We start from the raw sequence: 20,900 nt of genomic DNA, 5'->3' as shown, positions 1-20,900 counted from the left end.
ACATGAGCCCGCATCTGCTGGTGGTCGACGACGAGCCGAACATCGTCGAGCTGCTGTCCGCGAGTCTGCGTTTCGCCGGGTACGACGTCTCCACGGCGAGCCACGGCACCGAGGCCTTGCGCAAGGCGCGCGAGGTGCAGCCCGACCTGGTCGTGCTGGACGTGATGATGCCGGGCCTGGACGGTTTCGAGGTCGTTCGGCGGCTGCGCGGTGAGGACCGGCACGTGCCGGTGCTGTTCCTCACCGCGCGCGACGCCGTCGAGGACAAGGTGCTCGGCCTGCAGACCGGCGGCGACGACTACGTCACCAAGCCGTTCAGCCTGGACGAGCTCGTCGCCCGCGTCCGCGCCCTGTTGCGTCGCTCCGGGCACCGCGAGCATGCCACGCCCGAGACCGCCGTACTCCGGTACGCGGATCTGGAGCTCAACGAGGACAGTTACGAGGTCTTCAAGTCCGGCCGGGCGGTGCAGCTCTCGCTGACCGAGTTCAAACTGCTGCGCTGTCTGCTCGAGAACGCCGAGCGCGTCATGTCGAAGAGCCAGATCCTCTCGGCGGTCTGGAACTACGACTTCGCCGGGGACGCCGGTGTGGTCGAGTCCTACATGTCCTACCTGCGCCGTAAGGTCGACACCGGCGACCAGAAGCTGCTCCACACCGTCCGCGGAGTCGGCTATGTCCTGCGCACCCCCCGAGGACCCAGCTGATGCACCCCACCCATCGCCGCTTCACCGACCGCTACCCGCTCCGCGTCACCATCGTCGTCATCCTCCTGACGCTCGTGGCGCTCGCGCTCGTCGGCTCCGGCGTCCTCTCCACCACCATCATGCGCGGCTACCTCGTCGACAAGGTCGACACCCAACTCGCCCAGCTGGCTCGCTCCGGCCCCGGGATGAGGCGCTTCGAAGGCCCGCCACCCGGTGCCGCCGGCCTGCCGAGCCTGTTCGTTGCGCAGGTGTTCAACGCCGACGGCACCCCAGGACGAGGTTTCCAAGCGCCCCTGCGTGAAGGCGAGTCGAAGCCGCAGCTCCCGTCGCTGACCTACGACCAAGTGCTGGCGTTGCGCGGCGAGCCGTTCAACGTGTCGGCAACGTCCGGTGGCGACACCTGGCGGGTCCTGGCGGTGCCGCGTAACAACAACACCACCATCATGGTCGCGCAGAACTTGCATGACGTGAATCGGACGGTGCAGCGGTTGGTAGGGGTGCAAGCGGCGGCGGGGGTGATCTTGCTGGTGCTGCTGGCCGGCGTCGGGACGTACGTCGTCCGCCGCAGCCTGCGCGGCCTGGAGGACGTGGAGCACACCGCGGTGGCGATCGCGGGCGGCCAGCTCGGACGCCGGGTGCCAGAGCGGGACCCGCGTACCGAGGTGGGCCGGTTGTCGCTGGCGCTCAATCAGATGCTCGGCCAGATCGAGAACGCCTTCGCTCAGCGCAGCGCGTCGGAGCTCGCCGCACGCCAGTCCGAAGACCGGATGCGCCGGTTCGTCGCCGACGCCTCCCACGAGCTCCGGACGCCGTTGACGTCGATCCGCGGGTTCGCCGAGCTGAGCCGGCAACGCGGCGGCGAGGTCGAGCCTGACGTGATGCGGCGGATCGAGGACGAGGCCAAGCGGATGGGGCTGCTCGTCGACGACCTCCTGTTGCTGGCCCGGCTGGACCAACAGCGCCCGCTGCGCCTGGAGACCGTCGATCTGCTCCCGATCGCCGCTGACGCTCTGCACAACGCTCAGGCGGTCCAGCCGGACCGCAGCATCTCGCTGAAGATCCTGCCCGGCTCCGAAGCGCCCGTCGTCCAAGGAGACGAGGCCCGTCTCCGCCAGGTGCTCGGAAACCTGATCAGCAACGCGCTGCACCACACGCCCGCCGACGCGCCGATCCTCGTCTCCGTCGGCACCCGAGGCCGCGAAGCCGTCCTCGAAGTCCAGGACTCCGGCCCCGGGCTGACCGCCGAGCAGAAGGCCCGCGTGTTCGAGCGGTTCTACCGCGCCGACTCTGCCCGCACCCGCGGCGCGGCCGGCGCCGGCGGATCCGGTCTCGGCCTGTCCATCGTCGCTGCGCTGGTCGCCGCCCACGGCGGCCGGGTCACCATCACCGACACCACCCCACACGGCGCGACCTTCACGGTCACGCTCCCCCTGCCGGGCTAGAGGACCGGGAACACCCGCGTCGCGGACTCGCCGTGCTCCAGGACCTGCGCCGCCGGGCCGAGGATCTTCGGGTCCGGACGGCCGACGAGCTCGTGATCCTTGTTGGTGTACTCGTACAGGCTGAGCACATGCCGCATGGCCTCCAGGCGGGCGCGCTTCTTGTCGTTGCTCTTGACGACGGTCCACGGCGCGTGCGGCGTGTCGGTGTAGTGGAACATCGCCTCCTTGGCCTCGGTGTAGTCGGACCACTTGTCGAGCGAGGCGAGGTCGGTCGGCGAGAGCTTCCACTGCCGGACCGGGTCGATCTGGCGGATCGTGAAGCGGGTCTGCTGCTCGGACTGCGACACCGAGAACCAGAGCTTCACCAGCAGAATCCCCGAGCGGACCAGCATCCGCTCGAACTCGGGCGCCTGGCGCATGAACTCCTCGTACTCCTCCTGGGTGCAGAAGCCCATCACCCGCTCGACGCAGGCGCGGTTGTACCAGGAGCGGTCGAACAGCACCATCTCCCCCGCGGCCGGCAGGTGCTCGACGTACCGCTGGAAGTACCACTGCGTCTGCTCGCGCTGGGTCGGCTTCTCCAGCGCGACGATCCGGGCGCCGCGCGGGTTCAGGTGCTCCATGAAGCGCTTGATCGTGCCGCCCTTGCCGGCCGCGTCCCGCCCCTCGAAGACGATCACGACCTTCTGCTGGGACCGCTTCACCCAGTACTGCAGCTTGAGCAGCTCGATCTGCAGCAGGCGCTTGTCCCGGTCGTAAACCTCACGCGCCAGCCGCTCGCCGTACGGATACCCCTCCCGCCACGTGTCCACCGGCGTCCCGTCGGCCCGCAGCAGGACCGGGTCGTCGTCCTCTTCGTCCACGACGCGGAAGCCAAGCTCTTGCACGAGATCCGGAGTGCTCATGGTCCCTACGTTCGGCCCTCCGCATGACTTCCAGGTGAACAACCTGACCAATACCGGACACTCGACCCGACGGCTTCGACCAGGACGACAAGGTGGTGGCGACGCTGCCGGATGGCTGCTCCCATGAAGTATGAAGCGCATAGACCAGCTGCTCGTCGGCCTCGTACTCGTCGCTGTCAGCCTCACCGCCGGCCAGGACAATCCGGCGACCGCAGCCGGCCAGGCGCCGGCCGCGATCGTGGATCCGGCGCGCTACGTCAATACTTTCATCGGTACCGGCGCCCAGGCGCGGGACGACGGCGTCCCCTACACGTTCGGGAACACCTACCCCGGCGCGGTCGCGCCGTTCGGGATGCTGCAGTGGAGCCCGGACACCATCGAGGGTCGGCCACCGGGCGGCAGCTACGACCCCGGCCGCGACGATATCGACGGATTCAGCCTGACCCGCATGTCAGGCGCCGGGTGCGAGCAGTACCTCAACATGCCGTTCCTGCCGTTCACCGGCAGCACCGCCCCGGCAACCACGAAGCTCGTGCGCAGCACCGAGTCGGCCTCGCCGGGCACCTACGCGGTCACGACCAACAGCGGCGTACGGACCGAGCTGACCACGACCACCCGGTCGGGGATCGGCCGGTTCACCTATCCGGAAGGTCAGACCGCCTCTCTGTCCATCAACGCTGCCGGAGGCGAAGTGGTCCGGGGCGCATCGGTACAGCTCGGCAGCAACACCATCTCCGGGTACGCCGACGCCGGACCGTTCTGCGGTATCGGCAACTGGACGTACCGGGTCCACTTCCACGCGGTCTTCGATCGACCCTTCAAGACCGCCACAACAGTCAACAACGGCAGCAAGGCAGTCGTCTCCTTCGACACGACCACCAGCCGCACTGTGGTGGCGAAGGTGGCCGTCTCGTACGTCGGCGTGGACGGCGCCAAGGCGAACATCACGGCCGAAACCGCCTCGAAGGACTTCGACACAGTTCGGACGGATACCCGCGCCGCATGGAACCAGTTGCTCGGCCGGATCAGCGTCACCGGCGGCACCCCCGACCAGCTGGCGATCTTCTACACGGCCCTGTACCACTCGTTACTGCACCCGAACGTCTTCAGCGACGCCGACGGCCGGTACCGCGGGTTCGACGACCAGATCCACACCGCACCGAGCGGGCATGTGCAGCACGCGAACTTCTCCGGCTGGGACGTCTTCCGGTCCCAGGCACCGCTCCTCGCGCTGATCGCACCGGAGTACGCCGCCGATATCGCGCAGTCCGCAGTGAACCAAGCTGCCCAGGCCGGCTACTACGATCGCTGGACCGTCGCGAACCGCGGCAGCGGCATCATGGTCGGCGACCCGATCCCGGTCATCCTCTCCACGTTCTACGCCTTCGGAGTCACCGGATTCAACGCGTCCGACGGTCTCACCCGCGCGGTGGCCGGAACCCGGCACTCCGGGCAGCGGTTCGGGTTCGAGGCGTATGACTCCATCGGCTACGTGCCGAACGACGTCAAACCGCCGGTGCTGCCGGAGTGGTTCGGAGGCGCATCGGTGACGGCCGAGTACGCGATCTCGGACTTCGCCATCGCGCAGCTCGCCGGCCGGCTCGGGCAGACCGGTGAGGCCGAGAAGTACCTCCGCAAGAGCTCCAGCTGGCGCAACGTCTTCGAATCCGGCTCGAAGTTCCTGGTCGGCCGCAACCGCGACACCACATTCCCGGCCTTCGACCCATTGGACACGATTCCCCATTACACCGAGGGCAGCGGGCACCAGTACACCTGGATGGTGCCGCACAACCTCCGCGGCCTGTTCGATGCGCGCGGCGGCGACGGGGCCGTCGTCGGCAAGCTGGACCGGTTCTTCACCAAGCTGAACGACCAGGAGAGATCGGAGTTCGCCTACCTCGGCAACCAGGTCTCCGCCAACGTGCCCTGGATCTACGGTTATGCCGGCGCTCCGCATCGCACGCAGGACGTGGTCAGGCGCGCGCTCCTCCAGCTCTACCGCAACTCCAAGGACGGTCTGCCGGGTAATGACGACCTGGGGCAGACGTCGGCCTGGGCGGTCTGGGCAGCGCTGGGTATGTACCCGCAGGTGCCGGGGCGCTCGGAGCTCGTGCTGGCCAGCCCGCAGTTCCCGAGCGTGACGATCGACCCGGGCAACGGCAAGACGATCACCATCAACGCTCCCGGTGCGTCGGACAGCGCGCGGTATGTGCAGAGCCTCAAGGTGAACGGTCAGACCACGCAGAAGTCCTGGCTGTCCGAGGAGTTCGTCGCAACCGGAGGCACTCTCGACTTCGTCCTCGGCAACACCCCCAACACCAGCTGGGGAAGCCAGCAGGCGGACCGGCCGCCGTCCTTCGACGTCGGCCCGGCCGCGCCGCAGACCACCCCGATCACCGGACTGAGCAACCTGTGCCTCGACGTGGACGGCGGTGCCCCGGACCTCGGTGCCAGCATCCGGCTGTGGGGCTGCAACAGCACCATCCATCAGCAGTGGACTCTGGCATCAGACGGCACGCTACGGGCTCGGGGCGGCTGTATGGACATCAAGGCGAGCAGTAGGGCCGACGGCGCGAAGATCCAGCTGTACGCCTGCAACGGCACCGGCGCACAGCAGTGGTGGCCACGGCCAGGTGGCGCCCTGGTCAACCCGGCATCGGGTAAGTGCCTCGACGTACCCAGCAGCAGCACGACACCTGGCGTCCAGCTCCAGCTCTACCACTGCAACGGCAGCGCAGCGCAGCGCTGGACCATCGGCTAGTCAGTCCAGAACTGGCAGCGGCTCCGCTTTGCCGACCACGAACGCGTAGGTGAGCGCACCGACCACCGCGACGCCGCCCGCGACCAGGAACGACGGCAAGTAGGAGCCGTCGTACAGATCGAGGAGGAGACCGAAGACGAACGGGCTGATGATGCCGGCGATATTCGAGGCGAAGTTCTGGATGCCGCCGATCGAGGCAACGTGATGCGAGCTCGGAGCGACGTCGCCCGGCAGTGACCAGATCCCGGTGGCCGCAATCGCCAGGCTGGCGTAAGAGATCGCCAGGAACAGCAGCGCGACGTACACCGACTTGGCCGGGGCCGCGAACACGATCGCGGCCCCGCCGAGCAGGCCGCCGACCATCACGGTCTTCCGCACCCGCGTCACATCGGCGCCGGCCCGGATCCGCCGGTCGGCGACGATCCCGGCGATCCAGCCGCCGGCGATCGCTGTGATCCCCGGCAGGGTGCCGAGCGTGCCGAGCTGGGCCAGGTCGAGTTGCCGGGCGTCCTTCAGGTACGACGGGAACCAGGTCAGGAAGAAGTAGATGACGAAGTTCAGGCAGAAGAAGCCGAGCATCATGCCGCGGACGGTGCGATAGCGGAACAGATCCCGCCACCGAATCTGGGCCGCGGCCGCGTCGTCGGTCTCCTCCAGCCGCGCGCCGTTCGCCGCGATGTACTCGCGCTCGGCGTCGTTCGCGCCTTTGTGATCGCGCGGATCCCGGTAGTACCAGTACCAGACGCCGGCCCACATGATGCCGATCACGCCCAGGACGACGAACGAGAAGTGCCAGCTCACCAGCGCGATCAGCGCTGTCACCACCGGCAGCGACAACACCGTCCCGACCCGCGAGCCGGAGTCGATCACCGCGGTCGCGAACGCCCGCTCGTGCCGCGGGAACCAGCGCGACGCCGCCTTGGTAGCACTCGGGTACGCCGGCGCCTCCCCCGCCCCGAGCGCGAACCGGAACGCGAACAACGACCAGAACCCGCGCGCCAACGGCGTCAGCGCCGTCACCAGGCTCCACCACAGCGCCGCGAACGTGAACGCCTTGCGCGAGCCGTACTTGTCCGCCATCCAGCCCGCGGCCAGCATCGCGCCGTCGTACGCCCAGAAGAACGCGCCGAGGATCAGGCCCTTCTCCGCGTTCGACAGATCCAGGTTCAGATCCTCCTGGATGAACGGCAGCGCGACACTCAGATTGGCCCGGTCCAGGTAGTTCAGCGACAGCCCGACGAAGGCGAGCCCCAGGATCAGGTACCGCCTGCGAGTGGCGCCGGGCGGAGCCTTGACAGGAGTAGCGGTCATCGCCCGCACGCTACTCCGCTCCGTAGCCATGTGCTGACAAAACGTTTCACCCAGCGGAATGCCCCGCTAGTTCATCACCACCGTACGGACCCCCAGGCCGATCAGGACCAGCCCGGCCACCCGGGAGGTGGCTGTCCGGAGGGTGTTGGTGCGGAAAGTCCGGCGGGTGCGGTGGACGACGGTTGTCCAGGTCACCAGCCAGGCGCCGGCCACCAGCACGTGCGCGATCGACAGCACCATGAGCTGCGGAAACAGCGGACGGCCGGTGTCGAGGAATTGCGGGGCGAGCGTGAGGTGAACGGCCGCGGCCTTCGGGTTGAGGACGTTGCCCAGGTAGCCCTGTAGGAACGGGTTGCGGCGTGCGGGCTCGGGTGCGGCGCTGCGGGTGGAGCGGAGGGTACGGATTCCGATCACGATCAGGTAGATCGCGCCGAGGAGCTTCACGGCCTGGAAGGCCACGGTCGAGCTCATGACGAGGGCCGACAGACCGGCGGCGGCGAGGAGCGCGTGGGTGAGCAGCCCGGCGCAGGTGCCGACGATGACGGCCAGGCCCGCGCGGACGCCGACGCCGAGGACCCGGTCGGTGACGAGGGTGAAGCTGACCCCGGGGGTCAGGCAGAGCGGGAGGACGGCGAGGCCAAATCCGATCGGCGCGAGCAGGCTCATCGGCGGGCCTCGGCGGCGACCAGGAGCAGGGGTGGGCGGTCGCGATGGATCGCCAGGTGGGGGTATTGGCGGGCCTGCGCGGGCGTGGGCTGGGGTTCGGCGACCGCGGTCAGGGAGAAGCCGTGGCGCCGGAGGGTGGTGAGGATGGTGGCGATGGTTCGGTGGTGTTTGAGGACGTCGGTGGCGAACCAGGTTCGTTGCCGTGGGCCCTCATCGGCGTAGCTGTCGAAACCGCCGGCGCTGTGCGGGGCCGTGATAACCGGGTGCTCGACGGAGAATACGAAGCTGCCGCCGGGGGTCAGCCGGCGGGCGATCCGCGCGACCAAGCCGTCGAAGTCGGCGACGTAGTGCAACGCGAGACTGCTGACGACGAGGTCGAACTCCTCCTGCAGGTCGAGGCAGGCCAGATCGGCCCGCAAGTAGCGAACGCGGGGATGCCGGACGGCATTGGCCAGCATGGACGCCGAAGCGTCGACGGCCAGGACGTCGGACGCGCCGTCGTCCGCGAGCCGGCGTGCGAGGCCGCCCTCGCCGCAACCGAGGTCGAGCACGCGCAGCCCGGACGCCGCCGGCAGCAGCGCGGCCAGCGCCGGGATCTCCAACTCGTCGTTCAGACCGAGCTTGGCCCGCCGCAACTCCTGATAGCCGGCCAGGAACTCGGGGTCGTCGTACAACTCTGCGCCCTGCATCACAGCCACCGGGCGAGGTCGTGGACGTCGATCATCGGCAGCTCCCAGCGCAGCGCGAACTGCTCCAGGTCGGCGGAATCCGCCATCACACCGTCCGGTCGCATCACCTCGCAGCAGACACCCACCGGCGCCAGCCCAGCTGCCTCGCAGAGCGCGACCGTTGCCTCGGTGTGCCCCTTTCGCGTGCTGAGCAGCCCCGGGCGCGCCGCGAGTGGGAAGACGTGACCGGGCCGCAGGAAGTCACTCGGTACGGCGTCCGCCGCGGCCAGCCGCCGGATCGTCGCGGCGCGCTCCGCGGCACTTACCCCGGTGCCGGAGGACGACGCGAGATCGATCGAGACGTGCATCAACGTCCCCTGCCGATCACCGTCGCCGGGCATCCGGGGAATCTCCAGCCGCTCCAGAACCTCCGCAGCACAGGGAATCGTCGTGTGCCCAAACACCTGTGTCAGCAGGAAAATCATCGACTGCGGGCGGAATCGTTCGGCCGCGAAGACGACATCCCCCTCACCCTCCAGCGTCGGATCCCAGACCACCACGCCACCGCCGGCGGCGAGCTGCGCGACGACCTTCTGGACGCCGTCCGGCCCGCTCAGCTGACCGGACCACGGCAAGCGGGCGATCGCCTTCAACAGATCGGGCCCGTGCCCGTCACGCGCCATCCTGGTGAGCAGGTCGGTCTCGAGATTCACGCGATCGCCGGCCACCAGGTCGCCGAGGTTCGTCCGCTGCAGCGTGTGCGGCACCAGCACCACCGAGAACCGGTCCTTCAGCACCTCGGCCACCGTGAGACTGACGCCGTTCAGGGCCACTGACGACTTGGCCACCAACCGGGTCAGCAACCGCTCCCCCGGCTTCACCCAGAGCCGTCGTCCGGACGGCTCGTCAGCGACCCGCAGGACTTTCCCGACCCCGTCGACGTGCCCCTGGACCAGGTGCCCGTCGATTCGATCGCCTACTGCCAGCGGCAGCTCCAGATGCACCGGCCGGCCGGCCTCGACCCGATCGAGCGTCGTCCGCCGCCTGGTCTCGTCGGTCACGGCGGCAACCAACTCCCCTGCCGCAACCGACGAGACCGTGAGCCGGACCCCGTCCAGAGCCACCGAACTGCCTGCGGACACGTCGGCCTCCGGGCCGGCGGCGATCCGCAGGAATCCGGCGCCGACCTCGCGGACGACCGCTGTCTGCTCAATTCTTCCCGTGAACATGCGCTCCTACCTCTGGTGAAGATGTCAACCAGGGACCGTCCAGGTCCGAGCAGGAGCGGAGTTTCACCGCGTGGCTCCGGCCGGGGCCGGATCACTCCGTCAACGGAGCCGACAGGCCGGGATCGCTCCCGCCGTCACACCTTGGAATTGCACCAACCGCAGTCAACCACACTCCCAGCTCATCAGCGTTGCAGGATCGCGCGTTCGACGACGGTCCAGGTTGTCGTGGTGACGAGGTAGAGCCCTGCGGCCAGCGGAACGAAGGCCGCGGTGAGGACGGTGCCGTACGGGAGCAACCGGGCCAGCCGACGGGTCAGCGGGGTGGCGGCGGCGTCGAGCTGGCGGAGCGCGACGCGAGCGGAGAAGTAGGCGACGACGGCCAGGAGCACCGCGAGGACCCCGAACCCGGGCGTGGCGGCGAAGACCGGCCAGTGCAGCCCGAGGGGCGCGCCGAAGAGGGTGCCGCTGATCAGCTGGTTGGCTTCACCGCCGACGATCGCGCGCGAGAAGAGCGTGTACATCAACCAGAAGAACGGCAATTGGGCGAGCGTCGGCAGGAATCCTGCGAACAGCGACGTCCCGGACTCCGACTGCAGTTTGGCGAGCTCCTTCTGCAGACGCTCCGGATTGTCGCGGTGGCGCTCAGTGAGAGTTTTCAGTTGCGGCATCATCACGGCCCGGGCCTTCAGGCCGCGGTGCGCGCGCAGGCTGAGCGGCAGCAGGCAGAGACGGACGAACAGCGTGCACACCACGATCGCCGCGACCGCGGCGTACGGGCCTGCGAGTGGCTGCAGGGCGCTGACGAGGGACGTGAGCAGGTGGTAGGCACCGGACACCGGCGCCTCCAGGAATGAGGGCATGACAGAACTCCACGAGTGCTGGAAGGGATGAGTAGCGGAACGTGCGCGCTACTGCCCGGGCGCTCGTGGGCGCGGGCGACCGGCGGCATCCGGATCGCGGAGGCGGAGAAAGGCCGTCTGCTCGACGCGGTCGCGGATCGACGCGGAGCGGGCCAGCAGCGGAGCCGGCGTCGGCGCCGTCTGCTGCGCGGCCAGCAGGAGGGTGAACAGCAAGGCCGCCGCCGTGAGGACGGCGGCGGCCAGTGAAGCCGTGTCGAGGACAGGGATCACCAGCGCGAGCGCGCCGGCGATCCACTGGCTCGTCATCAGTCCAGGTAGTCCCGGAGGACCTGCGAGCGCGACGGGTGCCGCAGCTTCGACATGGTCTTCGACTCGATCTGGCGAATCCGCTCGCGGGTCACGCCGTAGACCTTGCCGATCTCGTCCAGCGTCTTCGGCTGGCCGTCGGTCAGACCGAAGCGCATCGAGACGACGCCGGCCTCCCGCTCGGACAGCGTGTCGAGAACCGCGTGCAGCTGCTCCTGGAGCAGCGTGAACGAGACCGCCTCGGCCGGGACGATGGCCTCGGAGTCCTCGATCAGGTCGCCGAACTCGGAGTCGCCGTCCTCGCCGAGCGGGGTGTGCAGGGAGATCGGCTCGCGGCCGTACTTCTGCACCTCGATGACCTTCTCCGGGGTCATGTCGAGCTCCTTGGCGAGCTCCTCCGGAGTGGGCTCGCGGCCCAGGTCCTGCAGCATCTGGCGCTGGACGCGGGCCAGCTTGTTGATGACCTCGACCATGTGCACCGGGATCCGGATGGTACGGGCCTGGTCGGCCATCGCGCGGGTGATCGCCTGCCGGATCCACCAGGTGGCGTACGTGGAGAACTTGTAGCCCTTGGTGTAGTCGAACTTCTCGACCGCGCGGATCAGACCGAGGTTGCCCTCCTGGATCAGGTCCAGGAAGAGCATGCCGCGGCCGGTGTAGCGCTTGGCCAGCGAGACGACCAACCGGAGGTTCGCCTCGAGCAGGTGGTTCTTGGCGCGCCGGCCGTCCTCGGAGATCCAGTCGTACTCGTCGCGGACCTTGTCCTTCAGCTTGGCGGCCTCGTCGCCCAGCTGCTCCTCGGCGAACAGGCCGGCCTCGATCCGCTTCGCGAGCTCGACCTCCTGCTCGGCGTTCAGCAGCGGGACCTTGCCGATCTGCTTCAGGTAGTCCTTGACCGGGTCGGCGGTGGCGCCGGCCACCATCACCTGCTGCTCGGGCTCGTCGGTCTCGTCGGCCTCGGAGACGACGAAGCCCTCGTCCTCGGTGAGCTCCTTCTCCAGACCCTTCACCGCATCCGGCTTGAAGTCCGCCTCGTCCACCTCGTCGAGCGCACGCGGCTTACCCGTCTTGGGGTCGATGGCCACACCGGCCTCGGAAACGGCTTTCTTCGCCGGCGCCTTCTTGGCGGCGGTCTTCTTCGCGGCGGGAATTCCGTCCTCCTTGGTGCCGGCGGCCTGGGCCGCGGTCTTCTTCGCGGCCGCCTTCTTTGCAGCGGGGTCGGTCACTCGGACGCTGGTCCTCGGAGCAGCGCTGCGGGCGGTGGCGGCCACTGCCCTCGCTGACTCTGCGGGAACGTTCTCGGACGAGCTGGACGACACGAATTACCTCTCGTCTGACGCAGGGTTTGTACGACGTGCTGGTGCTGATGGAACGGCGTTTCGGGTACCTCTGTCTGGGGCTGCTCGCTGGTCAGGCGGCGGCAACAGTCCATTGTAATCCGGGGACCAAGCTCAAGCGTGCCGCGACCCCCCGAAACGACGCACCAGAGCCTCCGCCGAACGCCGATTCGCGCTCGATGGAGGCCTGCGGTGGTTCCGCCGTAGCGGTCGTCGCGCTACCCGTTCCGGGTCTGCCGCAGCGGCCGGGCCACCACCCGCTGCTGAACCAGCTGCTGCTCCTGCTTGAATTGCCGGACCCGGACCAGCGACGCCACGTCGATCACGTCCGCGACCGACTTGTACGCGCCGTCCTCGCCGTACGGCTCGGAGGCCTCCCGCCAGCCGCGCGGCCGGACCTTGAGCTGCTTGCCGAGCAGGGCGACGAAGATCTTCGCCTTCTGGGCGCCGAAACCGGGCAGGGCGGACAGCCGGGCCAGCAGGTCGTCACCGGATTTCACGTCCGACCAGAGGCCGGAGGCGTTGCCGCCGTACTCCTCGTCGAGGTGTTTGGCCAGCGTCTGGATCCGGGCGGCCATCGCGGTCGGGAACCGGTGCACGGCGGGCGGGCCGGCGACGACCTCGACGAAGGCGTCCGGGTCGTAGTGCGCGACCGTGGTCGGGTCGAACGGGCCGGCCATCCGCTTGGCGATCGCGACCGGTCCGGCGAACGCGCGCTCCATCGGGATCTGCTGATCCAGCAGCATGCCGACCAGCAGCGCGAACGGGTCTCTGCTCAACATCTCGTCGGCATCGGGCTGCTGTGCGAGGCACAGCTTCTTGCTGCGTGTCGAGGTCACCTCAGTCCTCCCCTTCTTCGGCCTTCACGGCCAGCACAGGACACGGAGCATCGAGCAGCACCCGCTGGGCATTGCTGCCGAGAATGAGCTTGCCGACCGGTGAGCGGCGCCGCAGGCCGATCACGATGAACTCCGCGTGCACCTGCTCGGCGACGGCCACCAGGTCCTCCGCCGGGTCCAGACCACGCACCAGCTGCCGCACCTCGTACGGCACGCCGGTCGAGTCGAGCTGCTCCCGTACCTCCGTCAAAGCGGCATCGCTCGCCGCGGCCTCGTCGCTGTCGAAGCTGCGCCCGCCGCGGTGCGAATTCACCACCACCAGCTTGGCGTCGCGCAGCGTCGCCTCCTCCGCCGCTCGCCGCAGGGCGGCACGGCCCTCGGCCTTCGGCACATAACCCACGACGATGGTCGTCATCGCCCTGCCTCACCTCCGGGTGTCATGTCGACCCGTTCCGAACGATACTGCTCCCGGCCGCGGTCGGCATCCGCTGGATTTGCTCCAGCTGTGTCGCGGACGGCCGATCGTCGAGCGGGTAGTACTCCACCATCGGAGCAACTGCCGTGGTGACAGTTACGCCGGTGCCCGAGTACTACCCGCGACCAGACGCTCTAACCTTCCGGTGGCCACACCTTTGCAGGGCTGTCACCCATCGCGCCACCCCTGTAGTCCGGGTCGTTATCGAAGAATCCGCCCAGTTGCCGTGGGCAAGATCGCCGGTTCCACCCGGCTGACCGTCGTTCCGCCGCTCCCCCGAGCGCCTTGTCCACCGTTGTCCTGAACGAAATCGTTCAGTCGATCGGCCATTCGTGCACCGGCGTGTTCTCGTGCATGTGGTCGCGATAGCGGCGCAACATCCCCCGCAACGCGTCCCGCCGGCCGTGCGATCCCTTTGTATACAGTCGATGAAACTCCTCCACCTGCCAGGACGCGCCGTTGCGATTGGTCAGGCAGCGCTGCTCGATGATGCCGAGCAACCGATCGCGGACGGCGGCGTCCACACCCCAGCCGTCCAGACCCTGGGAGGCCAACGGCAGCAGGCGTCTCAGCACCAGCTCGGTCGCGCGGACGGTACCGACCCCCGGCCAGAACACCTCCGCGTCGATACCGCTGCGAGCAGCCTCGTGGAAGTTCTCCTCGGCCGCGCTGAACGACATCTGCGACCAGATCGGCCGCTCGTCCTCGGCCAGCGCGCGGACCAGCCCGAAGTAGAAGGCGCCGTTCGCGATCGTGTCGACGACGGTCGGGCCGGCCGGCAGCACGCGGTTCTCCACCCGCAGATGCGGCTTCTCCCGGACAACGTCGTACACCGGGCGGTTCCAGCGATAGATCGTCCCGTTGTGCAGCCGAAGCTCCGAAAGAGCTGGCGTGTCACCGCGATCGAGGACGGCGATCGGATCCTCGTCCGAGGTCACCGGCAACAGCGCGGGGTAGTACCGCGAGTTCTCCTCGAAGAGGTCGAAGATCGAGGTGATCCATCGTTCACCGAACCAGACCCGCGGCCGGACGCCCTGGGTCTTCAGCTCGTGCGTCCGCGTGTCGGCCGCTTGCTCGAACAACGCGATCCGGGTCTCGCGCAACAACTCCTTGCCGAACAGGAACGGGGAGTTGGCGCCGATCGCGAGCTGGACGCCGGAGATCGCCTGCGCCGCGTTCCAGTACCGCGGGAACGCCTCGGGCGTCACCTGGAGATGGAACTGCGTCGACGTACAGGCCGCTTCGGGCACGATGCTGTCGGCGGTCACCTGGAGCCGCTCGACGCCGTCGATCGCGATCTGCACGTCCTCGCCGCGGGCGGCGAAGATCTGGTCGTTCAACAATGCGTACCGCGGGTTCGTGCTGAGCGCGTCCCGGCGGATGTGCTCGGTGAGCAGGGTCGGCAGGATGCCGATCACCACCATCGACGAGCCGGTCCGGGACGCCTTCTCCTCGGCCGCGTTCAGGCTGTCGCGGATATTCGACTCCATCGTGTCCAGCCCGATGCCGTCGATCTGGCCGGGCGGCACGTTGATCTCGATGTTGAACTGGCCGAGCTCGGTCTGGAACGCGTCGTCCTCGATCGCGCTCAGCACCTCCGAGTTCTTGAACGCCGGATCACACCGCTCGTCGACCAGGTTCAGCTCGATCTCGATCCCGGTCATCGGCCGGTCCGGCGCGAACCGGGCCTCGCGCAACATCCGCGCGAAGGCATCCAGGTTGCGGTGCACCTGATCACGGAACGCGGTCCGGTCCGCCCGGGTGAACTCCACCCGGTCGACTTCCTCACCCATCTGCGCCTCCCCTGCCCTGGCTTATCGCCTCAGTGTGCCTGAAGGTGCCCGTTGATGGCGGTCCTACTCGCGTGGTGGACCTCAGACCGGGTAAACGATGAACTCGTCCCGCACGATCCGCTCCGGTTCCGGACCGAGCACCGCGGCAAGTTCGGCCAGTACGCCGGGCGCCAGTTGCAGAACGTGTTCGCCTTCGTGCCGCGCCGCCCCCATCGCGTAGTCGACTCCCGGCCGGTCGGTCAGCTCGATATGCGCGCCGAGGATCCAGTCGACCGGCTTGCCCGCGGCAACGAACCGTTCCAGCCGCGACACGCTCGCGCGAAACGCCGCCCAGTCGGCCACGTAGAGCCGGCCCGGATACAGCGAGTCCCCGGTGAACAGCAGCCGGGACGTCGCGTCGTACACCGCGATATCGGCGCCCTGATGACCGGGAATCGCAATCACCTCGAGGCGCCGGTCCCCCAGTTCGACCGCGCCGACGGCGTCCGGCCAGGCACTGATCCCGAAGTACGCCGCCACCTCGGCCGCCGAATGGCCGACGACCTGGTCGAACTCCGCGTCGCCGCCGACGTGGTCGCGGTGTGCGTGGGTGTGCGCGACGATCAGCTCCTGACCGGTCAGCAGGCTCTCGACGAGCGGCCGGAGCGGGACGTGGCCGGTGCCGGTGTCGAGGAGCAGCGCCCGCTCGGCGCCGAGCAGCAAGTAGAGGAACGGGCCTTCGAAATTGGTCCGCAGCGCTTGGCGGATGATCGCGGTGCGCTCGTCGTACCAATGGACCTGATGCGGCGCGGACGCCGGGTCGGTGCCGTCGTCCCACTCGGGCGGGAAGGTCGCCATGGGGCGATCCAATCACGGGAATTGTCGGTGGCGGCGGGGAGACTGTGGGAGTGCGTGGGGATCCTTCGGTGCTGCATGTCGATCTGGACGCGTTCTTCGCGGCCGTGGAGCAGCGCGACAAGCCCTCGCTGCGGGGCAAGGCGGTCGTGGTCGGCGGTATCGGCGTCCGCGGGGTCGTGTCGACGGCGTCGTACGAGGCGCGGAAGTACGGCGTCCGCTCGGCGATGTCGACCGCGGAGGCGCGCTCGCGCTGCCCGCACGCGGCGTACCTCGGGCCGCGGTTCGAGGTGTACCGGCGGACGAGCCAGGCGGTGATGGCCGAGATGCGGGCGCTCTCGCCGCTGGTCGAGCCGCTGTCGCTCGACGAGGCGTTCGTGGATCTGGCCGCCGCGGGGCTGTCCGGTCTGACGGTCGACGACGTCGAGGCGATCGCGAACGAGCTGAAGGCGGCGATCCGCGCGGCCAGCGGCGGGCTGACGGCCTCGGTCGGCGCCGGGACGTCGAAGCTGATCGCCAAGATCGCCAGCGACCTGGACAAGCCGGACGGCGTGGTCGTCGTCCCGCCGGGCACGGAGGCGGCCTTCCTGGCGCCGATGCAGGTGACGGTGATCCCGGGCGTCGGCCCGGCGACGGCGCAGCGGCTGAGTATGGCCGGCGTCCGCACGGTCGCGGATCTGCAGCAGCTCGACGAGGAGGAGCTGGTCCGGCAGGTCGGCTCCGCGCACGGCACGAGCCTGTTCCGGCTCGCGACCGCGACCGACGACCGGCCGGTGGTCAGCGATCGGGAGACGAAGTCGATCAGCGTCGAGGACACCTTCGAGACCGATCTGATCGACCGCGCGCTGATCGCCGCGATCGCAGACCGGATGGCGCATCGCGTCGCCGAGCGGCTGCAGAAGGCGCAGCTCTCCGGGCGGACGGTCACGCTCAAGTCGCGGATGCACGATTTCACGACGCACACGCGCTCCTCGACCCTCGCCGGGCCGACGGACGACCCGCGCGTGATCGCCCGCGTCGCACGGCGGCTGCTCGACGACACCGATCTGGCCGGCGGGATCCGGCTGCTCGGCGTCGGCGTCTCCTCCCTGGCCGACTGGATCCAGGACGATCTGTTCACCGACAGCGAGGCCGCCGAGGCCCCGATCGAGGTGATCGAGCTGCCCGAACGCGCTCGGGACCAGACCGGCTTCTACCCCGGTCAGGACGTGCACCACCCCGACTTCGGCCCCGGCTGGGTCTGGGGCTCCGGCCGCGGGCGCGTCACCGTCCGGTTCGAGACCGCGGCGAGCCTGACCCCCGGGCCGGTGCGGACGTTCGCGATCGACGATCCGCTGCTGACAAAACCAGCCGCGCCCGGGGCGGAGCGCGACGACGAGGCCGAAACCGGCAACAATGGGCCAAATGGATGAGGAACGGCGGGGGGTCTACCCGTTCTGCGGTAGTTGTACGGCGTCCTCGGTTGCGTGGCGGGTTACCGGCGGGGGCGGGTTCGGAGGTCGGTTCTACGGCCATCGCGATATCTGCGAGGACTGCGGGTCCTCGGTGCGCACGCTGTACAGAACGCTGCTGTGGGTCCCGCTCGCGCGATCTGGTCAGTTCCGGATCATCCCGACCGGCGGGCGGACGTACGTCGCGCGGAAGGTGATCGATCGGCCGACCGAGTCGCGCGAGCCGGTGTCGGCCGCTGACCCGGGCCTCGCCGCGGATCCGTCGTACCGGCAGGCTGAGTCGTACTGGGAGGCGAAGGAACCCGGGCAGGCGCTGCCGTTCTACCAGGCCGCGCTCGAGCGCCGGGAGACGGAGCTGCCGGCCGACGACCCGGCGACGCTGCAGATCCGGCTGCGGGTGGCGCAGGGGCTGCTCGCGACCGGGAACTACGGGCGCGCGATCGCCTGGTTCGAGTTGGTGACGCCGCAGCTGGTGCGGGTGTTCGGCGCGAACCACGAGCTGACCCGCGCGGCGAACGAGGGCGCGACGGGGGCGCGGCTGATGGTCGGCGGCCCGCGCTCGGAGGCGAGCCTGCTGGCGGACATCGTGGCCGTCGATCGTGCTGAGCTGCCTGCGCGCGACCCGCAACTGCTGCGTGATCAGGCCGCGCTCGGGCGGGCGCTGCTGGCCGGTGGACGGATCGCTGAAGCCATCGAGGCGCTCAGTGCCGCGCTGGTCGACGCCGAGGATGCGCTGGGCGCCGATCACCCCGACACAGCGGTCTATCGGGCGGCGCTGCGCGATACCTGCCAGGTCGGCGCTGCTCGCGGGAAGAAACGCGATCTGCCGGCCATCGAGTCGGCGCGGCGGTTGCTCAACGACGAAGCCGCACCGACAGACACGTGACACACCCTTCGAGCTTCTCGAACTCGCTGATGTCGACCACGACCGGCGTGTAGCCGAGCTGCCGAAAGAGCTCGGCGGACTGCGGCGCCGACGCGGCCATCAGGAGCCGGTCGTCGCCGAGCAGGACGACATGTGAGCCACCCTCCTCGGGCACCGCGCGGAACTTGTCGAAGGCCGCCGGGTCGTCGACGAGCGGCTCGTACCCGATCACGGTCCCGTCGGGCAGCGCGGTCACCGCCGATTTCAGGTGCAGCACCTTCCGCACGGGCACCGCTCGTACGTCGGCGCCCAGCGGCTCGAGCGCGGCGCGGAACTGGCGGATGCCCTCCTCGTTGGTCCGCCCGCCGAGACCGACGTACACCGTCGTGCCGACCTTGAGGACGTCGCCGCCGTCGAGCGTGCCGGGAGCGGTGATGTGGGTGATCCGGTAGCCCTGGGCACGCGCTGTCTCCTCGGCGGCGGCCGCCTCGGGACGCCGGGACTCCGCGCCTGCGCGGACGATCACCGCGAGATCGCCGTACACGACCAAGGCGTCCTCGATGAAGACGCCGTCCGGGCAGTCGTCGGCGGGCGGGACCTCGACCGGCGTCCAGCCGTGCTGTTCGAGGACGTCGACGTACGCCTGCCACTGGCGGACGGCGAGGTCGAGGTCGACCGGGGTGCGCTCGATATGGGTCACCAAGCCTTCGGCCAGGCGCGGGCTGGGACGGCGGACCAGGGCTGACGGCATGACCGCAGGTTATCCGGGGTACCGGGCGCTCATCCAAGACAGGAGGAACCTGATGCCGAAGATCCTGCCCGCGGCCCGCGGCGACGTGGTCGAGATCATCCTTGCCGACCACCGGTGGTTCGAGGAGGCGCTGCGCGAGCTGCGCGACGTCCAGAGCGACCGCGCCGCCGTCCTCGCCGATCTGGCCACCGTGCTGATCGCGCACGCCGAGGCCGAGGAGTCGAAGGTCTACCCGGCGCTGCGCCGCAAAGACGCGATCGACGCCGACGAAGTCGAACACTCCGAACACGAGCACGACGAGGGCAACGAGGCGCTGCTCGACCTGATGGAGGTCGGCGACACCAACAGCGACGACTTCAGCAAGAAGTTGCACGAGCTGTCCGAGGCGCTCACCCACCACCTCGACGAGGAGGAGCGCGACGTCCTCAACCCGGCCCGCACCGACGTCTCCGACGAAACCCGCCACACCCTCGGCGACGCCTTCGCCGCCGAGCGCACCCGCCTGATCGACTCCGGCTGCGGCAGCGTCGAAAACGTCCGCAAACTCGTCAAGAAGGCCCACACGAGCTGAATCTGCGGTGCGTCAGAGCGGGATGACGAGGCCTTCCTCGGCGGCGATCACCTCGCCGCCGAATGCGGCCGCGGCTTCGGCGACCGAGATCGCACGGTCGGAGCCCGGCCAGAAGTGGGTGAGCAGGAGTCGGTGGGCGCCGTCAGCCGCGCGGGCGGCTTCGGTCGCCGTCATGACGTAGCGCGGAGTGGTCTGAGGCGATGGGCCCTGGAGGGTGGCATCGGCGATGAACAGGTCGGTGCCCTCGGCGAGTTTGCGATGCAGCTCGGGAGCTGGGCCGCTGTCGCCGGTGTACGCGATGGAGATGCCGGGCGCGGTGAGGCGGATGCCGAGGTCGGTCACGAAGTGCGGCAGGCTCACGGTCTCGACGGTGAACGGGCCCAGCTGACGCGTCTCCGCAAGGGAATGGACGGCGAAGACCGTCGCCGGGTCCGGTTTCGGCTCGAGCGCCCGGAGGACATCGAGGGCGCCGGGTGGGCAGTGCAGCTCGATCGGCGGCTCGTCGCGCGCCTCGTAGTACCGGACGCGGGCGAGCGCGCTGACGTCGACACAGTGGTCGGGGTGCTGATGGGTGACCACGACCGCGTCGACGTCGCCGCGTGGCCGGTGCTTCAGCAGTTGCGGCATACCCGAGATCGAGAACGACGCGATAGCCGTCGTACTCGATCAGGAAGCCGGCGCAGGCGCGGTCGGGCTCCGGCCAGGCGCCGCAGGAGCCGAGGACGGTCAGCGACCTCACCGAGCGGCGAAGGGCTGGTCGGTGGGGACGATGTCTTTGCCGAGGGGCAGGAGAGAGATCGGGATGAGTTTGAAGTTGGCGACGCCGAGCGGGATGCCGATGATCGAGAGGCAGAGGGCGATACCGGTGACGAGGTGGCCGAGGGCCAGCCACCAGCCGGCGAAGATCACCCAGATGATGTTGCCCAGGACGGCGCCGGCCCCGGCGGTGCGCTTGTCGACGATCGTCCGGCCGAAGGGCCACAGGCAGTAGCCCGCGATCCGGAACGACGCGATGCCGAACGGGATCGTCACGATCAGCACGCAGCAGATGATGCCGGCGACGGCGTAACCGACGGCCAGCCAGAAGCCGGCGAGCACCAGCCAGATCAGGTTGAGAAGCGTCCTCATACCC

At 69.1% G+C, this 20,900-nt stretch carries 21 protein-coding genes; 6 read left to right on the top strand and 15 right to left on the bottom strand.

Annotated features, from left to right (window positions below; translation table 11 throughout):
• Positions 1–2 precede the first annotated feature (2 nt).
• Positions 3–704: a response regulator transcription factor gene (locus HPO96_RS11080; protein WP_171673264.1), complete on the top strand. Its 702-nt coding sequence runs from the start codon at positions 3–5 to the stop codon at positions 702–704.
• Positions 704–2,146 (top strand): sensor histidine kinase, encoded by a 1,443-nt coding sequence (locus HPO96_RS11075; protein ID WP_171673263.1) that lies wholly within the window; start codon positions 704–706, stop codon positions 2,144–2,146. The genes HPO96_RS11080 and HPO96_RS11075 overlap by 1 nt, the downstream gene beginning before the upstream one ends.
• Here the strand turns inward: HPO96_RS11075 and ppk2 are convergent.
• A complete protein-coding gene (ppk2, locus tag HPO96_RS11070; protein WP_171673262.1) occupies positions 2,143–3,051 on the bottom strand; it encodes a polyphosphate kinase 2 in 909 nt (302 codons plus the stop codon). The two genes, HPO96_RS11075 and ppk2, sit on opposite strands and share 4 nt — an antisense overlap.
• A 130-nt stretch (positions 3,052–3,181) precedes the next feature.
• On the opposite strand from ppk2, the gene HPO96_RS11065 reads away from it, so the two are divergent.
• Complete coding sequence (locus HPO96_RS11065) at positions 3,182–5,812, top strand: GH92 family glycosyl hydrolase (protein ID WP_171673261.1); 2,631 nt, start codon at positions 3,182–3,184, stop codon at positions 5,810–5,812.
• Here HPO96_RS11065 and HPO96_RS11060 read toward each other — a convergent pair whose 3' ends face one another.
• From HPO96_RS11060 to HPO96_RS11010, 11 genes are all read right to left on the bottom strand, one after another.
• A complete protein-coding gene (locus HPO96_RS11060) occupies positions 5,813–7,123 on the bottom strand; it encodes an MFS transporter (protein WP_171673260.1) in 1,311 nt (436 codons plus the stop codon).
• A gap of 66 nt (positions 7,124–7,189) precedes the next feature.
• On the bottom strand, positions 7,190–7,789 hold the full coding sequence (locus tag HPO96_RS11055; RefSeq protein ID WP_171673259.1) for a LysE family translocator: 600 nt from the start codon (positions 7,787–7,789) through the stop codon (positions 7,190–7,192).
• Positions 7,786–8,478 (bottom strand): class I SAM-dependent methyltransferase, encoded by a 693-nt coding sequence (locus tag HPO96_RS11050; protein ID WP_171673258.1) that lies wholly within the window; start codon positions 8,476–8,478, stop codon positions 7,786–7,788. Before HPO96_RS11050 ends, HPO96_RS11055 begins: the two co-directional genes overlap by 4 nt.
• Positions 8,478–9,686: a riboflavin synthase gene (locus HPO96_RS11045; RefSeq protein ID WP_171673257.1), complete on the bottom strand. Its 1,209-nt coding sequence runs from the start codon at positions 9,684–9,686 to the stop codon at positions 8,478–8,480. The genes HPO96_RS11050 and HPO96_RS11045 overlap by 1 nt, the downstream gene beginning before the upstream one ends.
• Positions 9,687–9,868: 182 nt before the next feature.
• Positions 9,869–10,546 (bottom strand): YidC/Oxa1 family membrane protein insertase, encoded by a 678-nt coding sequence (locus HPO96_RS11040; RefSeq protein ID WP_171673256.1) that lies wholly within the window; start codon positions 10,544–10,546, stop codon positions 9,869–9,871.
• Between the two features lie 48 nt (positions 10,547–10,594).
• Positions 10,595–10,852, bottom strand: a complete 258-nt coding sequence (locus HPO96_RS11035) for a DUF6412 domain-containing protein (RefSeq protein ID WP_171673255.1) — start codon at positions 10,850–10,852, stop codon at positions 10,595–10,597.
• On the bottom strand, positions 10,852–12,171 hold the full coding sequence (locus tag HPO96_RS11030) for an RNA polymerase sigma factor (protein WP_171673254.1): 1,320 nt from the start codon (positions 12,169–12,171) through the stop codon (positions 10,852–10,854). Before HPO96_RS11030 ends, HPO96_RS11035 begins: the two co-directional genes overlap by 1 nt.
• A gap of 236 nt (positions 12,172–12,407) precedes the next feature.
• Positions 12,408–13,028, bottom strand: a complete 621-nt coding sequence (locus tag HPO96_RS11025; protein ID WP_171673253.1) for an HhH-GPD-type base excision DNA repair protein — start codon at positions 13,026–13,028, stop codon at positions 12,408–12,410.
• 1 nt (position 13,029) lies between these two features.
• The gene (locus HPO96_RS11020) at positions 13,030–13,443 is read right to left on the bottom strand and encodes a universal stress protein (RefSeq protein ID WP_131337975.1); all 414 of its coding nucleotides are present in this window, start codon (positions 13,441–13,443) and stop codon (positions 13,030–13,032) included.
• Between the two features lie 374 nt (positions 13,444–13,817).
• The gene (locus HPO96_RS11015) at positions 13,818–15,296 is read right to left on the bottom strand and encodes a glutamate-cysteine ligase family protein (protein WP_171673252.1); all 1,479 of its coding nucleotides are present in this window, start codon (positions 15,294–15,296) and stop codon (positions 13,818–13,820) included.
• Between the two features lie 81 nt (positions 15,297–15,377).
• Positions 15,378–16,133 carry an MBL fold metallo-hydrolase gene (locus tag HPO96_RS11010; RefSeq protein WP_171673251.1) on the bottom strand — a complete coding sequence of 252 codons (756 nt, stop codon included), beginning with the start codon at positions 16,131–16,133 and terminating at the stop codon, positions 15,378–15,380.
• A 50-nt stretch (positions 16,134–16,183) separates the two neighbouring features.
• Between HPO96_RS11010 and HPO96_RS11005 the strand changes: the two genes are divergently transcribed.
• Complete coding sequence (locus HPO96_RS11005; protein ID WP_171673250.1) at positions 16,184–17,542, top strand: DNA polymerase IV; 1,359 nt, start codon at positions 16,184–16,186, stop codon at positions 17,540–17,542.
• The gene (locus HPO96_RS11000) at positions 17,535–18,467 is read left to right on the top strand and encodes a tetratricopeptide repeat protein (protein ID WP_171673249.1); all 933 of its coding nucleotides are present in this window, start codon (positions 17,535–17,537) and stop codon (positions 18,465–18,467) included. The genes HPO96_RS11005 and HPO96_RS11000 overlap by 8 nt, the downstream gene beginning before the upstream one ends.
• On the opposite strand, the gene ddaH is transcribed toward HPO96_RS11000, so the two are convergent.
• On the bottom strand, positions 18,436–19,197 hold the full coding sequence (gene ddaH, locus HPO96_RS10995; RefSeq protein ID WP_171673248.1) for a dimethylargininase: 762 nt from the start codon (positions 19,195–19,197) through the stop codon (positions 18,436–18,438). The genes HPO96_RS11000 and ddaH overlap by 32 nt on opposite strands.
• Before the next feature lie 52 nt (positions 19,198–19,249).
• Here ddaH and HPO96_RS10990 point away from each other — a divergent pair, with 52 nt between their 5' ends.
• Positions 19,250–19,768, top strand: a complete 519-nt coding sequence (locus HPO96_RS10990; RefSeq protein WP_171673247.1) for a hemerythrin domain-containing protein — start codon at positions 19,250–19,252, stop codon at positions 19,766–19,768.
• A gap of 12 nt (positions 19,769–19,780) precedes the next feature.
• Here the strand turns inward: HPO96_RS10990 and HPO96_RS10985 are convergent, their stop codons facing one another.
• Positions 19,781–20,395: an MBL fold metallo-hydrolase gene (locus HPO96_RS10985; RefSeq protein WP_238354956.1), complete on the bottom strand. Its 615-nt coding sequence runs from the start codon at positions 20,393–20,395 to the stop codon at positions 19,781–19,783.
• 108 nt (positions 20,396–20,503) lie between these two features.
• Positions 20,504–20,896 carry a YccF domain-containing protein gene (locus HPO96_RS10980; RefSeq protein ID WP_171673246.1) on the bottom strand — a complete coding sequence of 131 codons (393 nt, stop codon included), beginning with the start codon at positions 20,894–20,896 and terminating at the stop codon, positions 20,504–20,506.
• Positions 20,897–20,900 lie beyond the last annotated feature (4 nt).

Source organism: Kribbella sandramycini, assembly GCF_013131805.1.
Classification (GTDB): domain Bacteria; phylum Actinomycetota; class Actinomycetes; order Propionibacteriales; family Kribbellaceae; genus Kribbella; species Kribbella sandramycini.
The sequence above is the reverse complement of the archived record's forward strand: the minus strand, read 5'-3'. Positions and strand labels throughout refer to the sequence as shown.

Excerpts from the sequence above, each read along its gene's own strand:
- HPO96_RS11080 (WP_171673264.1), top strand. The coding sequence starts at position 3 with ATGAGCCCGCATCTGCTGGTGGTCGACGACGAGCCGAACATCGTCGAG.
- HPO96_RS11075 (WP_171673263.1), top strand. The coding sequence starts at position 704 with ATGCACCCCACCCATCGCCGCTTCACCGACCGCTACCCGCTCCGCGTC.
- ppk2 (WP_171673262.1), bottom strand. The coding sequence starts at position 3,051 with ATGAGCACTCCGGATCTCGTGCAAGAGCTTGGCTTCCGCGTCGTGGAC.
- HPO96_RS11065 (WP_171673261.1), top strand. The coding sequence starts at position 3,182 with ATGAAGCGCATAGACCAGCTGCTCGTCGGCCTCGTACTCGTCGCTGTC.
- HPO96_RS11060 (WP_171673260.1), bottom strand. The coding sequence starts at position 7,123 with ATGACCGCTACTCCTGTCAAGGCTCCGCCCGGCGCCACTCGCAGGCGG.
- HPO96_RS11055 (WP_171673259.1), bottom strand. The coding sequence starts at position 7,789 with ATGAGCCTGCTCGCGCCGATCGGATTTGGCCTCGCCGTCCTCCCGCTC.
- HPO96_RS11050 (WP_171673258.1), bottom strand. The coding sequence starts at position 8,478 with ATGCAGGGCGCAGAGTTGTACGACGACCCCGAGTTCCTGGCCGGCTAT.
- HPO96_RS11045 (WP_171673257.1), bottom strand. The coding sequence starts at position 9,686 with ATGTTCACGGGAAGAATTGAGCAGACAGCGGTCGTCCGCGAGGTCGGC.
- HPO96_RS11040 (WP_171673256.1), bottom strand. The coding sequence starts at position 10,546 with ATGCCCTCATTCCTGGAGGCGCCGGTGTCCGGTGCCTACCACCTGCTC.
- HPO96_RS11035 (WP_171673255.1), bottom strand. The coding sequence starts at position 10,852 with ATGACGAGCCAGTGGATCGCCGGCGCGCTCGCGCTGGTGATCCCTGTC.
- HPO96_RS11020 (WP_131337975.1), bottom strand. The coding sequence starts at position 13,443 with ATGACGACCATCGTCGTGGGTTATGTGCCGAAGGCCGAGGGCCGTGCC.
- HPO96_RS11015 (WP_171673252.1), bottom strand. The coding sequence starts at position 15,296 with ATGGGTGAGGAAGTCGACCGGGTGGAGTTCACCCGGGCGGACCGGACC.
- HPO96_RS11010 (WP_171673251.1), bottom strand. The coding sequence starts at position 16,133 with ATGGCGACCTTCCCGCCCGAGTGGGACGACGGCACCGACCCGGCGTCC.
- HPO96_RS11000 (WP_171673249.1), top strand. The coding sequence starts at position 17,535 with ATGGATGAGGAACGGCGGGGGGTCTACCCGTTCTGCGGTAGTTGTACG.
- ddaH (WP_171673248.1), bottom strand. The coding sequence starts at position 19,197 with ATGCCGTCAGCCCTGGTCCGCCGTCCCAGCCCGCGCCTGGCCGAAGGC.
- HPO96_RS10990 (WP_171673247.1), top strand. The coding sequence starts at position 19,250 with ATGCCGAAGATCCTGCCCGCGGCCCGCGGCGACGTGGTCGAGATCATC.
- HPO96_RS10985 (WP_238354956.1), bottom strand. The coding sequence starts at position 20,395 with ATGCCGCAACTGCTGAAGCACCGGCCACGCGGCGACGTCGACGCGGTC.
- HPO96_RS10980 (WP_171673246.1), bottom strand. The coding sequence starts at position 20,896 with ATGAGGACGCTTCTCAACCTGATCTGGCTGGTGCTCGCCGGCTTCTGG.